This is a genomic window from Rosenbergiella nectarea (assembly GCF_900111105.1).
In the GTDB taxonomy this organism is placed as follows: Bacteria; Pseudomonadota; Gammaproteobacteria; order Enterobacterales; family Enterobacteriaceae; genus Rosenbergiella; species Rosenbergiella nectarea.
Genome location: NZ_FOGC01000008.1, coordinates 1 through 14,073, shown reverse-complemented (window position 1 = coordinate 14,073; position 14,073 = coordinate 1). Strand labels below are relative to the sequence as shown.

The window sequence follows — 14,073 nt, the reverse complement described above, 5'->3', positions numbered from 1 at the left end:
CTAAAGCACCAAATCTAAGGCCCGCCAGATGTATAAATCAGTTACATTATTTTTATTCGTTTCGGCTAACTAAGTATCATATTTAGGAGGCTGAGGGTGGGTTGGCGCTGAGCGGTATAGCGGTGGTAGGCAAAAGAGTACTTATCTTAAATAGCCCTGTTTTATTTTATAAAATTGCACGTAAACTAGACGATGGTCGCTACTCGTGATTTTATATACCCGCCATGGGTGGCATTACGCTTACCCTATTCTAGGGTAATGATAGTAGGTAATAAATATGAAGATAACATGGGAATTTACGACAGGCGATAAGATTATCGCCAAAGACCTATACGCTGTTTTATTGCTACGTAACAAGGTATTTATAGTCGAGCAAGCCTGCCATTATCAGGATATTGATGGGCTAGATTTAAATAAGGATTCAATCCATGTTCGAGGTCTTTACGAAGGTCAGTGTATAGCCTATTCACGAATCCTTAATTGTGGTTCCGCTGATACCCCATCAGTAATCGGACGAGTTATTATTGATTCTTCTTTTAGAGGACAACAATTAGGAGTTAAGCTAATAAAAAATACAGTTGATTATCTTAAACGTAATAAAAATTGCCATTCAGTACAACTATCTGCTCAATCTCACCTGATCAATTTTTATGAGAGGTTTGGGTTCTCAGTTGCATCGAAAGAGTATTTAGAAGACGGGATACCCCATACAGACATGACACTGGTACTTTGACATCTACTCCTCTCATTAACGGGGGGGAGACTCTCGGAGATGTTCTGATTCATTACAGGCTGCCCCTCATCAAATTGAGGTACTCCTTCATGTCCTCTTAGCCATGAAGCATCATGCGAATACCAGATATAGGAATAACCATATTTTGGGGAGTATCCTCTAACGTAGCTATACGTAGTATCACATAATCTTGAGAAGTCCGTTCAACCGTAAGATAATAACCGAAAATTGAACAAAGATGTCGAAATTTCCCAGCAAAAGGCTCATGATGATTTAAATATTCAATTCATTGAAGCCACCTAAAACGTTCGCGTTTAACTCCCGTAGTTTGAGTATAAGAGGAAGTGTGCGCTTTCCTACACATATTACGATAAAGATTGACTATCCCGCTAATAAAGTCGTTACACTCAAAATAGGTACTATTATAAAGGTAAATTCCTTTTATTCTTAACCTTCATATTCATAACCTTGGTATTCTTTAAAGGTTATTAACAACGAAAGCTTTTTTTAGTCATCCTCTTTATCTATCCAGGCAATACCAACCTTCACATCATCGATAAAGATTTATATAACGTTATCCTGCAAGAAATGCCCCTTGAAGCCGTTAAACTGAAATTGCTCATCCCAGCCTAGTAAATCATCAACCCAAGGTGCCATGTATCTTTTATATATGGTGAAAGTAGCAAAACCCTCGTCAACCACTTCCGAAGTCATTTGTACGACCACTTCTGTAATCGCAAAACAGATAAGTATATTTACCTTAACGTGGTCTCACGCCCACCCCACAATAAGCGCTCTATTACAGAAATAAAAAAGCCCCTACATTGTTAAACAATCTAGGGGCTTCGAAGAGATGTCCGATGCTACTGGATATTAGCCTGCTACAGCGATACTCTTCATATCCGTCATATAACCGCGTAGTTTACGTCCCACTTCTTCGATTGGGTGGTGACGAACGGCTTCGTTCACTTCACGTAATTGTGCATTATCGACGTTATTATCTGTTGTCGCTGACTTACCTAAATCACCTGGCTTCAAGTTAGCCATAAAGTCTTTTAATAATGGCACTGCTGCAAAGCTAAATAGGTAGTTACCGTATTCTGCTGTGTCAGAAATAACCACGTTCATTTCATACAGACGCTTACGTGCGATGGTGTTTGCAATTAACGGTAGTTCGTGAAGAGATTCGTAATACGCTGACTCTTCGATGATGCCCGCATCAACCATTGTTTCGAAGGCTAACTCAACACCCGCTTTAACCATCGCGACCATCACGACACCTTGATCGTAGTATTCTTGCTCAGCAATCTTACCTTCAAACTGTGCCGCATTCTCGAAAGCGGTTTTGCCGGTCTCTTCACGCCAAGTTAGGAGATCTTTATCATCGTTGGCCCAATCGGCCATCATACCGGATGAAAACTCACCAGAGATGATGTCGTCCATATGTTTTTGGAACAATGGTGCCATTAACGTCTTCAGCTGCTCTGAAAGTGCATAAGCACGTAATTTCGCTGGGTTGGATAAACGATCCATCATCAGGGTGATGCCACCAAACTTCAGGGATTCGGTGATGGTTTCCCAACCAAACTGGATTAATTTTTCAGCGTAGGTCGCATCGGTACCTTCAGCCACTAATTTATCGAAGCATAAAATTGACCCCGCTTGCAGCATACCGCAAAGGATAGTTTGCTCGCCCATTAAATCGGATTTCACTTCAGCAACGAAAGAGGATTCTAAAACACCGGCACGGTGGCCGCCAGTTGCAGCTGCCCAAGCTTTAGCAATCGCCAAACCTTCTTTTTGCGGGTCATTTTCTGGGTGTACCGCTAATAGCGTCGGGACACCGAAACCGCGTTTGTACTCTTCACGTACTTCGGTACCTGGACATTTCGGTGCAACCATAACGACAGTGATATCTTTACGGATCGTTTCGCCCACTTCAACAATGTTGAAACCGTGAGAATACCCTAACGCTGCACCTTCTTTCATCAGTGGTTGAACCGCTTGTACCACTGCTGAGTGTTGTTTGTCTGGAGTCAGGTTAATCACTAAATCCGCTTCAGGGACTAACTCTTCATAAGTCCCGACCTTAAATCCATTATCTGAAGCTTTACGCCATGATGCGCGTTTCTCATCGATAGCTTCTTGACGCAGTGCATAAGCAACATTTAATCCAGAGTCGCGCATATTTAACCCTTGGTTTAAGCCTTGCGCACCACAGCCCACGATAACGACTTTCTTGCCTTTCAGGTAGTTAGCTTCATCAGCAAACTCTTCACGAGACATAAAACGACATTTGCCTAATTGCGCCAGCTGATTACGTAAGTTCAGCGTATTAAAATAGTTAGCCATGAATACTCCAGATAATGTTGTGCATATTTTGTGTAATTATTGAAACGTCTCTCGTTTCATTATGACCCCATCATATGACAGGAAATGCATTGCTTAAATTGATATATTAACAATATTACATTGCAGTTAACGCAACATTAAAAGGCATGATGATGATGGATTTACGCGATTTAAAATTGTTTCTCCATTTGGCTGAGTCTTGCCATTTCGGGCAAACATCTCGAGCAATGCATGTCAGCCCTTCAACGCTTTCTCGACAGATCCAACGCTTAGAAGATGAGCTAGGTTATCCATTATTTCTGCGAGACAATCGCTCGGTGTCTCTCACCGAAGCGGGCGAGCAATTAAAAGTGTTTGCTCAGCAAACGTTATTGCAATATCAACAGCTGAAACATGCGATGGCGGTCGATAGCCCATCGCTGAGCGGAGAGTTGAAAATTTTCTGTTCAGTCACTGCCGCCTACAGCCATTTACCACCAATATTAGATCGGTTTAGAGTCGTCCACCCACAGGTCGAAATCAAATTATTCACTGGCGATCCTGCTGATGCCGTGGAGATTGTCAGCTCCGGTCATGCCGATGTGTCTATTGCAGGTAAGCCTCTCTCACTACCAAGCGGGATTGATTTTACCCCTCTCGCCACATTACCTCTTGTCATGATCGCCCCTGCACTCCCTTGCCCTGTACGTCAGTTGGCGATGAATCATGAAACGCGTAACTGGCAGGAAATTCCTTTTATTATTCCTGAGCAGGGGCCTGTTAGACGTAGTATCGATCTGTGGTTTCGCCGCCAACGTATGCCAAACCCGATAATCTACGCGACTGTCGCTGGACATGAGGCAATTGTCTCCATGGTTGCACTTGGCTGCGGAGTCGCGCTGCTTCCAGCGGTGGTGATTGAAAACAGTCCTGAGATGGTCCGTAACCGGATCATGATGCTAGAGGGTGAAGATTTAGGGGCGCCCTTAGAATTGGGGATTTGTGTACAAAAACAGCGGCTACGAGAGCCGCTGATTGATGCTTTTTGGAATCTTCTCTAATTACTGGCCTGCTAAGAAGAATTTAAATGCAGGATTTTCTGTTTCGTCGTGATACGCATACCCCAATGCATCGAGGTGGGGTTCAAAATCCGTTTCTCGCGGGTTTTGTTCGAATCCGGCTAAGACTCGCCCATAATCGGTGCCATGGCTGCGATAGTGAAACAATGAGATATTCCAATGAGTCCCTAGCGTCTCCAAAAACTTGAGTAATGCACCGGGTGACTCAGGGAACTCAAAACTGAAGAGGCGTTCTTCTAGGGCTTTACTTGGACGTCCACCCACCATGTAGCGTAAATGCAACTTAGCCATTTCATCATCAGAAAGGTCAACGACTTGATAGCCATGGTTTTGGAGTTGAGTAACGATCTCTTTGCGCTCTTCATCGCCCCGCGTCAATCTGACCCCGACGAAAATACAGGCTTTCCCTTCGTCGGCATAACGGTAGTTAAATTCAGTGATTGAGCGGCCACCTAACGTTTGGCAAAAGGTAAGGAAACTCCCTTGCTGTTCTGGGATCGTCACCGCCAAGAGGGCCTCACGTTGCTCGCCTAACTCGCAGCGTTCAGAGACATAGCGTAAGCCATGGAAATTAACATTCGCACCAGAGAGGACATGCGCTAAGCGTTCCCCTTCGATGCCATGCTGTTGAATATATTTCTTCATTCCCGCTAAGGCTAACGCACCAGAAGGCTCCGCGACCGCCCGTACATCTTCGAACAGATCTTTCATCGCTGCACAGATAGCATCACTGTCGACCGTCACGATGTCATCAATGTATTGCTCACATAAACGGAAGGTTTCGCTACCAATACGTTTAACTGCCACCCCTTCGGCAAAGAGCCCTACGCGCGGTAGCTCAACGGGATGCCCGGCTTCCAGCGCAGCCGCCAAGCAAGCGGAGTCGCTGGCCTCAACAGCAATGACTTTTATTTCAGGCATCAGCTGTTTAATCAAGACAGCCACTCCGGCTGCAAGACCACCGCCACCCACCGGCACGAAAATACGGTCCAAGTGGGCATCTTGCTGCAGCAGCTCCATACCTAGGGTGCCCTGTCCAGCGATGACTGAAGGATGATCGAAGGGAGGAATAAATGTAAGGCCATGATCCGCTGCAAGCTCGATTGCTTTCGCTTTCGCCTCGTCGAAGTTAGCACCATGTAATAGTGCTTCTCCGCCAAAATCACGCACCGCATCGACTTTGATATCCGCTGTCGCCAGCGGCATCACTATTTTCGATTTGATACCTAATTTTGCGGCCGAAAGTGCAACACCTTGTGCATGGTTTCCTGCTGAGGCCGTCACCACACCACGAGCTTTCTGCTCTTCACTGAGTCCCGCAATCATGGCATAAGCCCCGCGCAGTTTAAAACTATGCACGGGCTGACGGTCTTCACGCTTGACCAAGATGGTATTACCCAAACGATCTGAAAGCTTATTCATCACTTGTAGCGGAGTGACCTGTGCAACATCGTACACCGGAGACCGCAGGATGGCGTGAAGATATTCGCCTGCTGATGGCTCAGCAGGCAAGGGTTTAGCTGTCGCCATCGACTTATCCCCCAAGTTTACTCTTATCACGCACCGCACCCTGGTCAGCACTGGTTGCTAAGGATGCGTAGGCACGTAATGCGAACGAGACTTCACGCTCACGATTTTTTGGCGTGTAAGCTTGCTCTCCACGCTGAACTTGTACGGCTTGGCGCTCTGCGAGTTCTGCATCGCTAATATCTAACGTAATCCCACGTTGTGGAATATTAATCGAAATCATATCGCCTTCTTCCACCAGCGCGATAATGCCGCCACTCGCTGCTTCGGGTGAGACGTGGCCAATCGATAACCCAGAGGTGCCGCCAGAGAAACGACCGTCGGTAATTAAGGCGCATTGTTTGCCCAGTCCCATCGATTTCAAGTAGGTAGTTGGGTAGAGCATCTCTTGCATGCCCGGTCCGCCTTTGGGACCTTCGTAGCGGATAACGACCACATCGCCCGCAATAACTTTACCGCCGAGGATTGCTTCGACCGCATCATCTTGGCTTTCGTAAACTTTCGCTGGACCACGGAAGGTCAAAATTTCTTCATCTACGCCCGCAGTTTTAACGATACACCCTTTCTCTGCTAAGTTACCGTAGAGTACCGCGAGTCCGCCATCCTGTGAGAAGGCATATTGGCGCTCGCGGATACAGCCGTTTTGGCGATCGTCATCGAGCGTGTCCCAACGGCAAGATTGTGAAAACGCTTTAGTAGTACGAATCCCCGCAGGACCTGCACGGTACATGGTTTTGATCGCCTCATCCTGAGTCAGCATGATGTCATACTGCGCTAAGGTCTCTTTCAGCGTCGAGCCCAATACATTCGGCACATCGGTTTTCAATAGTCCGGCACGATCAAGCTCACCAAGGATACCGATGACCCCTCCTGCGCGGTGTACATCTTCCATATGATATTTTGGGGTGCTTGGTGCAACTTTACAAAGGTGCGGGACTTGGCGAGATAAACGATCAATATCGGAAATATCAAAATCAATATCCCCTTCTTTTGCCGCCGCAAGTAAGTGTAATACGGTATTTGTGGAACCCCCCATCGCGATATCTAGCGTCATCGCATTTTCAAATGCCGCTTTCGACGCAATATTACGAGGTAAAGCACTGCTATCGTCTTGCTCGTAATAGCGCTTAGTCAAACTAACAATACGTTTACCCGCGTTAATAAATAACTGCTCACGATCGGCATGCGTCGCTAAAAGCGAACCATTACCGGGTTGTGAAAGTCCTAAAGCTTCGGTCAGACAGTTCATTGAGTTGGCAGTGAACATTCCTGAACATGACCCACAGGTTGGGCAAGCCGAGCGCTCAATCTGTTCACTGTCGGCATCACTCACATTAGGGTTGGCGCCTTGAATCATCGCATCAACCAAATCGAGCTTAATGATTTGATCAGAAAGCTTCGTTTTACCCGCTTCCATCGGGCCACCCGAGACAAAAATGACGGGAATATTTAGGCGCATTGACGCCATTAACATCCCTGGGGTGATTTTGTCGCAGTTTGATATACATACCATGGCATCAGCGCAGTGGGCATTAACCATATATTCAACAGAATCAGCAATAAGTTCGCGCGAAGGTAAGGAATAGAGCATTCCTCCATGCCCCATCGCGATCCCATCATCGACGGCAATGGTATTAAATTCTTTCGCCACGCCGCCCGCCGCTTCGATCTGTTCCGCGACCAGTTTACCGAGATCCCGTAAATGGACATGGCCCGGGACGAATTGGGTGAAGGAGTTTACGACGGCGATAATAGGCTTACCAAAATCATCATCGGTCATTCCAGTTGCGCGCCATAGGGCACGAGCGCCAGCCATATTACGGCCATGGGTGGTGGTTGCAGAACGGTACTTAGGCATGCTCAATCTACTCCAAATAACAGCAAAACGGGCACATCATGCCCGTTATAAAATGAATAAGGTTATGCGTTGACCGGATCTAACCAGCCCCATTTGTCTTCCGTCTCACCGGTGAATAACCCGAAGAAGGCTTGTTGGATGCGCTCGGTCACAGGTCCACGTTTACCTGCACCAACGGTAATGCCGTCCACGCTTCTCACCGGGGTAATTTCTGCAGCTGTACCAGACATGAAGACTTCATCAGCTAAGTAAAGTGACTCGCGAGACAGCACTTGCTCACGCACTTCAATACCCATTGATTTTGCTAGGGTGATAATAGCGTCGCGAGTGATACCCGGCAGCGCCGAAGAGGTAAATGGTGGCGTAAACAAAACACCCTCTTTAACTTCGAATAAGTTTTCACCCGCCCCTTCAGAAATATAACCTTGAGTATCTAAGGCGATGCCTTCTTGATAACCATGACGACGAGCTTCACTCCCTACCAGTAATGAAGATAGGTAGTTCCCACCAGCCTTCGCTGCAGTAGGAAGAGTATTCGGCGCAACACGGTTCCAAGAGGAAACCATCGCATCAATACCTTGTTCTAAGGCTTCCGCACCTAAGTAAGCTCCCCATGGAAAGGCTGCAATGATGACGTCCATACTGAAACCTTCTGGCGGGTTTACCCCTAGGCCCACATCCCCAACAAAGGCTAAGGGACGAATATAGGCGCTTTTTAAATTATTTTTACGTAGCACCTCACGGCATGCTGTCATTAACTCGTCGACAGACTGCGTGATAGGGAAACGGTAAATCTTGGCGGAATCGTGTAGGCGTTGCATATGTTCACGATGGCGGAAAACCACTGGGCCTTTGTGCGAATCGTAGCACCGGACGCCTTCGAATACGGAAGTGCCGTAATGCAGGGCGTGAGACATAACGCTGATTTTAGCCTCTTCCCATTTAACCATTTCGCCATTAAACCAAATGAATTCTGCTTTTTTTGTACTCATTGTCTGTCCCTTACGATTATGCACGTATTTGTTGTGTTTTATTATGTGTGACGTTAACGCTGTTTACGTCGATTAATTTAGTCAGCTGTGTCGAAAGTAACTCAATACCACGGTGGCTGGCGACTGTCATTTCGATATTAATCTGCTCGGGCCCCAGAGTTTGTGCCATTTGCATGGTTTTAATTTCAAATCCACGATGGCGTACCACCCGTAAGATGCGCTCTAATACTTCAGGACGATGACTTGCGGCGATAGTGAGTTGATGCTGATTCATGCGCTTTTCTCCATCATATTAGTGTTACTCGCACCCGGTGGGACGAGAGGCCAAACATTTTCGTTTTCATCAATCTGAATATGTAAAAAATAAGCGGTCGGTGCATTTAAAAATTCATCAAGTGCCGCGTCGATCTCATCCTTTTTACTAATACTTTTGCCAGGGATATCAAAAGCGCGAGCGAGCATCAGGAAATCCGGATTATCGGTCAGCAATGTTTCGCTATAACGTTCTTCGAAGAACAGTTCTTGCCACTGACGTACCATCCCCAGTCGCTGATTATCCAACAGCAGAATTTTGACCGGTAACTGCTTGCGCTTTATGGTTCCCAGCTCTTGAATATTCATCATGATCGACCCATCACCCGACACACAGATCACGGTATCTTCAGGGCGAGCGACTTGGGCCCCAATCGCTGCAGGTAAGCCAAACCCCATTGTGCCTAGCCCACTTGATGTAATGAAGTTTTCCGGCTGGTTGAAAAACATATGTTGTGCTGCCCACATCTGGTGTTGGCCAACATCGGTTGTGACCACTGCACTGTGTGGCATTTTTTCAGCCAGTTTCTTAAGTAGCGCTGGGGCGAAAATTGGTGCACCGGGATGATCGTAATTTGGCGCAGTATCGCTCTTCAGTTCTGCGACATGTGCTACCCAAGAACCGATCGATAATGTCATTGTCAACTCGGGCAATATCGCCGCAATGCTTCCCTGTAACCCCACGTGTGCCCGACGTAATTTATTGAGTTCTGCCGGATCGATATCGATATGGATAACTGCAGCATGTGGGGCAAAGGTATCGAGCTTTCCCGTAACGCGATCATCAAAACGCGCGCCAATAGCAATCAGTAAGTCACTTTCCTGTACCGCTAAATTTGCCGCCTTACTACCATGCATACCCAGCATTCCTAAGTAGGTAGGCTCTTTATGGGGGACTGTCCCCAGTCCCTTCAACGTACACACTGAAGGCAGTGAGGTGGCTGATAAAAAGGCTCTTAGCTCGGTGACCGCGCCAGCCATACCTACGCCACCGCCGACATAAACGATCGGTTTCTTTGCCTTGTGGAGTAAATCCTTTGCGGCGTCGAGCGAACCTAGGAAAGAGGCGTTGTCTTGAGATACCGCGCTGAGGACCGGCTGAAAATCGGCAGCGCCCAGTTGAATATCCTTAGGGATGTCGACTAATACAGGACCGGGACGGCCTGATTGAGCAATCGCAAAGGCATCCGCCAGAACTTGCGGTAACTCTTCAGCACTTTGAACCATGAAGCTATGCTTAGTACAAGCCAGAGAAAGCCCGAGTACATCGATTTCTTGGAAGGCGTCAGTACCAATCACCGCCGAAGAGACTTGGCCTGTGATGGCGACAATTGGGACTGAATCCATCATGGCATCAGCCAGACCCGTAATGAGATTAGTCGCTCCCGGCCCCGATGTCGCAATGCAGACGCCGGTTTTTCCAGTGGCGCGCGCAAAACCAATTGCCGCGATTACCGCCCCTTGCTCGTGCCGGCATAATAAATGTTCAACTCCACCGTCGTATAAGGCATCGTACACAGGCATGATTGCCCCACCGGGGTAGCCAAATACCGTCTTAATTCCTTGCCCTTTCAGGGCATGAACTACCCATTGCGCTCCAGTCATTACTAAACCTCTGCCTTTTTTGGGTTATACAGAATTTTATGCTGGAAATTCTGTCGCCTCAGATTTTATTATTTTGTTGTGTTTGGACCAAAAAAAAACCCCCGGACTATTAAGTGCGGGGGTTTTCTTTAGATTATGACTTGATTTTTAAGCCTTTTCTCTTCCGAACGCAGCCCCGCAGGATGGGAGAAGAATCACCACCACGCTAATGAGAATAAGGCTAATCACTCGTAAAAGGGCTTTCATAATCAGTTCAGATATTCATCTTAATCGAATCAATACCTACAGAGTTATCATAGTTTTTAGCTATGATGCAATGTTTTTTTAATTAACAACCGAATGCGATTATCATTAGATTCAGATAACTCCATGATAAATATTAATTAAAAGTTAAATTCCATAAAAAAACAAATAATCTGCAATTGTTACTTAATTTATCGACGAGACTCGTAATGAAGGATCTGAGTGATAGAAGAGCTGTTTATTTTAAGCATACTTCTGTGAGGAGGAAACGATCATGCCACTTGCGGAAGTTTGCACTCGTTATGTCGTGGGAATGAATGCCACACTGGTCACTGTTGAGATTGATATCAGCCAGGGTCTACCCGGATTTATCTTGATCGGACTTTCTGATAGCACTTCTCGTGGTATAAGGGCGCGAGTGCGTAGTGCAGTGCAAAATAGTGGTTATCATTTCCCCACGAGAAAAATAACCCTAAGCCTGACGCCTAGCCCTCGTCTCAGTGACACAAATGGCTATGACTTACCCATAGCCCTCGCGATCCTTATCGCTTCAGGACAGGTCCAGTTAAAACGTCATGGTAACGTGGAATTTTATGCAGGGCTCTCACTCGATGGTTCACTGACCAGTTGTAAGGGCGCTATTTCGGCTATTCTTGCGGCTGCCGATGCAAAACATCAAATTATTATCGCTCAACAACTCTTTTCACCAGAGTTGATTTTTACTGCTGGTACTGTTCGTTATGCAGAGAACCTTCGGCAAGTTTGCCACTATCTTGAAGACGAGGTCATTTTATCGTCTAAAAAACTGATGGTTTCAACAAAAAAACCTGAGTCCCCGAGTATTGATTTACAGACCATCGTTGGCCAGCATCACGCTAAACGCGCCTTGGAGATTGCGGCCGCTGGCGGGCACAGTATATTAATGGTTGGCCCTCCCGGTACGGGAAAAACAACACTCGCTCGTTGTCTGCCCAGCATACTGCCCGAGCTGACACTTGAAGAAAAGATTGCTATTGCCCAAGTGGAAAACTTATCTAAAAGTCATCTAGAGCAGCCTTTGTCTCGTCCTTTTAGAAGCCCACACCATAGCATTACAGCGGCTGGATTAATCGGGAGTACTCATCCCGAATCGCCAGGTGAAATTACACTCGCCCATCGGGGAATACTCTTTTTAGACGAACTATTGGAGTTCGATAAGAAAACTTTAGATGCCTTAAGAACACCATTGGAGCAAGGCTATGTTCTGCTATCACGCGCGGGGAGACAGGTTATCTATCCCGCCAGATTTCAATTAGTGGCAGCAACGAACCTTCCCTATTGCTATGCCCCGCCAGAATTGAAGGCTAAGAATACTAGAAGTGCTCTGGGGAAAAGCGTAGAGATACTTTCTGCCGCGTTAATCGACCGATTTCAACTTTCTGTAGAGGTTCCAGCCCCATTGGACGGCTCAACGTCACTCGATAATGAGCCTAGTCGAACGGTCAGATCTCGAATTAGCTTGGCAAGAGCACGTCAGATTAAGCGACAAGGTGTAGAGAATGCTTTGCTCGATTACAGCGCAATCAGACGCTATTGTCAGTTAACACCAGAGGATGGCGATTGGTTAAAAGATTGTCTACATCGATTATCGCTTTCCCATAGAACTTACCACCACATATTAAGAGTGGCGCGAACGATTACCGACCTGAAAGGTGAGCTTGAGATAACTAGAGAAACCTTACAGGAGGCATTAAGTTATCGATATACTGAACGTATCGTTCAATACCTCACGCAGATGTACCAATAAAAAAAGGGCCCACCTTGGTGAGCCCTCCTATCAATCGTCGCTATCGCTATAATCTTCAACCGCATCCATTTGTGGCTTACCGCCGGATAAGGTATGAAAACGTTTAGGTCGCTTAATGCGAGCCATATACTTAGACCATACTTTTTCTGCTTCAGTCTCTGCAGGACGTTGTCCGCGACATACTTCAACAAACTGTTTCTCTTCTTCGTTAGCCGGCTCACGCTTTGCGAGATCGAGCTCATTCATCGCAAAACCGTGACGTTCTAATAATTGAGCTTCTTTAATCGTAAAATCTCCATGACGGGAGAATCCACGTGGGTAATGCTTATTATCAAAAAAACGGTGGGTAGTTACAAAGCTTTCCGCCATATAACACGCTCCTGCTTCTATTAATAGCTGTGTGGTTCATGCCGCGGAGTATTAGTTAGGCTTGACAAAGTGTAAAACAAAAGATTTAAATTGATACGATAAATTTTTTTGGAGATGTACTTTGGACACTGAATTACTGAAAACTTTCTTGGAAGTCAGTCGTACACGACACTTTGGTCGTGCTGCTGAAGCATTATATCTCACACAATCGGCGGTAAGTTTTCGAATTAGACAGCTCGAAAACCAGCTAGGAGTCAGCTTATTTACCCGCCATCGCAATAATATCAGATTGACGACTGCAGGCGAGAAGCTAAGGCCCTACGCCGACGCACTGATGTCGACATGGGCTCAGGCAAAGAAAGATGTCGCATTAGCCTTACAACACCATGAGCTGTCTGTAGGGGCCAGTACAGCCTTATGGGAGGGCTATCTAACCAATTGGCTGAAATCACTCTATACAGAGTATGACGAGCTCCATATCGAAGCAAGGGTCGCACAGCGACACTTATTAGTAAAACAGATACATGAGCGCCAACTAGACTTACTCATAACGACTGAAGCGCCGAAAATGGACGAACTAGCCAGCCAACCTATAGGTTCATTGAATTTGGCTTTATTCCGTTCGAAGAACAGTATTGAAGGTGAGAAAAATCGCTACATAAAAGTCGAATGGGGTGCAGACTTCCAATACCATGATGAGTATCTCGCAGAGATCAATGACTCATATCTTTTGACAACGACCTCTGCCAACATAGCGCGAGAATTACTTGGCTCGACTAATAGCTGCGCTTTTTTGCCTGACTACTGGGATCAACGGTATCCGGACCTTATTAAAGTTGAAAACTCACCGTTGATTCCGAGAACGCTTTACGCAGTTTGGCTACAAAATAGTGATCATCTGCAAGAATTAAAACAGTTAATAGATGTACCTGTCAGTATTAGTTAGGGAGTAGGTGTTAGACGTCGAAAGGCGGATAACACCTTTTTGACTGAGGTAACGTAGAAATACGTAGATTTTAGGCAAAAAAAAATCCTTTACATCTGTAAAGGATTTTACTTTCTGGCAGGGGCGGAGGGACTCGAACCCCCAACACCCGGTTTTGGAGACCGGTGCTCTACCAATTGAACTACGCCCCTAAAAAGGTGGCGGAACGGACGGGGCTCGAACCCGCGACCCCCTGCGTGACAGGCAGGTATTCTAACCAACTGAACTACCGCTCCACCGATTCTGTCTCAAA

Annotated in this window: 12 protein-coding genes and 2 tRNA genes; 4 read left to right on the top strand and 10 right to left on the bottom strand. The window is 46.4% G+C overall.

All coding sequences use genetic code 11. The annotated features are described in order from the left end of the window. Nucleotides 1–277 precede the first annotated feature (277 nt). Nucleotides 278–733 carry a GNAT family N-acetyltransferase gene (locus tag BMX14_RS10375; protein WP_092676498.1) on the top strand — a complete coding sequence of 152 codons (456 nt, stop codon included), beginning with the start codon at nt 278–280 and terminating at the stop codon, nt 731–733. 873 nt (nt 734–1,606) lie between these two features. On the opposite strand, the gene ilvC is transcribed toward BMX14_RS10375, so the two are convergent. Beyond that, nucleotides 1,607–3,085 (bottom strand): ketol-acid reductoisomerase, encoded by a 1,479-nt coding sequence (gene ilvC / locus BMX14_RS10370; RefSeq protein ID WP_092676495.1) that lies wholly within the window; start codon nt 3,083–3,085, stop codon nt 1,607–1,609. Between the two features lie 155 nt (nt 3,086–3,240). Here ilvC and ilvY point away from each other — a divergent pair, with 155 nt between their 5' ends. Continuing rightward, the gene (gene ilvY / locus BMX14_RS10365; protein ID WP_092676823.1) at nt 3,241–4,125 is read left to right on the top strand and encodes an HTH-type transcriptional activator IlvY; all 885 of its coding nucleotides are present in this window, start codon (nt 3,241–3,243) and stop codon (nt 4,123–4,125) included. Here the strand turns inward: ilvY and ilvA are convergent, their stop codons facing one another. The 6 genes from ilvA to ilvL form a co-directional block, all read right to left on the bottom strand. After that, on the bottom strand, nt 4,126–5,673 hold the full coding sequence (gene ilvA, locus BMX14_RS10360) for a threonine ammonia-lyase, biosynthetic (protein WP_092676492.1): 1,548 nt from the start codon (nt 5,671–5,673) through the stop codon (nt 4,126–4,128). A gap of 4 nt (nt 5,674–5,677) precedes the next feature. Then, nucleotides 5,678–7,528: a dihydroxy-acid dehydratase gene (gene ilvD, locus BMX14_RS10355; RefSeq protein ID WP_092676489.1), complete on the bottom strand. Its 1,851-nt coding sequence runs from the start codon at nt 7,526–7,528 to the stop codon at nt 5,678–5,680. 62 nt (nt 7,529–7,590) lie between these two features. Beyond that, nucleotides 7,591–8,520 (bottom strand): branched-chain amino acid transaminase, encoded by a 930-nt coding sequence (locus tag BMX14_RS10350; RefSeq protein WP_092676486.1) that lies wholly within the window; start codon nt 8,518–8,520, stop codon nt 7,591–7,593. Nucleotides 8,521–8,536: 16 nt separating this feature from the next. Then, nucleotides 8,537–8,794: an acetolactate synthase 2 small subunit gene (ilvM, locus tag BMX14_RS10345; RefSeq protein WP_092676483.1), complete on the bottom strand. Its 258-nt coding sequence runs from the start codon at nt 8,792–8,794 to the stop codon at nt 8,537–8,539. Further along, the gene (gene ilvG / locus BMX14_RS10340; RefSeq protein ID WP_092676480.1) at nt 8,791–10,437 is read right to left on the bottom strand and encodes an acetolactate synthase 2 catalytic subunit; all 1,647 of its coding nucleotides are present in this window, start codon (nt 10,435–10,437) and stop codon (nt 8,791–8,793) included. Before ilvG ends, ilvM begins: the two co-directional genes overlap by 4 nt. Nucleotides 10,438–10,584: 147 nt before the next feature. Beyond that, a complete protein-coding gene (ilvL, locus tag BMX14_RS10335) occupies nt 10,585–10,683 on the bottom strand; it encodes an ilv operon leader peptide (RefSeq protein ID WP_092676477.1) in 99 nt (32 codons plus the stop codon). A 271-nt stretch (nt 10,684–10,954) separates the two neighbouring features. Here ilvL and BMX14_RS10330 point away from each other — a divergent pair, with 271 nt between their 5' ends. Further along, the gene (locus BMX14_RS10330; protein WP_092676474.1) at nt 10,955–12,466 is read left to right on the top strand and encodes a YifB family Mg chelatase-like AAA ATPase; all 1,512 of its coding nucleotides are present in this window, start codon (nt 10,955–10,957) and stop codon (nt 12,464–12,466) included. A gap of 30 nt (nt 12,467–12,496) precedes the next feature. On the opposite strand, the gene BMX14_RS10325 is transcribed toward BMX14_RS10330, so the two are convergent. Continuing rightward, nucleotides 12,497–12,835 carry a DUF413 domain-containing protein gene (locus BMX14_RS10325; protein WP_092676471.1) on the bottom strand — a complete coding sequence of 113 codons (339 nt, stop codon included), beginning with the start codon at nt 12,833–12,835 and terminating at the stop codon, nt 12,497–12,499. 121 nt (nt 12,836–12,956) lie between these two features. Here BMX14_RS10325 and hdfR point away from each other — a divergent pair, with 121 nt between their 5' ends. Continuing rightward, nucleotides 12,957–13,781 carry an HTH-type transcriptional regulator HdfR gene (gene hdfR / locus BMX14_RS10320; RefSeq protein ID WP_092676468.1) on the top strand — a complete coding sequence of 275 codons (825 nt, stop codon included), beginning with the start codon at nt 12,957–12,959 and terminating at the stop codon, nt 13,779–13,781. A 115-nt stretch (nt 13,782–13,896) separates the two neighbouring features. On the opposite strand, the gene BMX14_RS10315 is transcribed toward hdfR, so the two are convergent. Together BMX14_RS10315 and BMX14_RS10310 are read right to left on the bottom strand one after the other, a co-directional pair. Next, nucleotides 13,897–13,972, bottom strand: a tRNA-Trp gene (locus BMX14_RS10315). 7 nt (nt 13,973–13,979) lie between these two features. After that, nucleotides 13,980–14,056: transfer RNA gene (locus BMX14_RS10310), tRNA-Asp, on the bottom strand. Nucleotides 14,057–14,073: the final 17 nt, after the last annotated feature.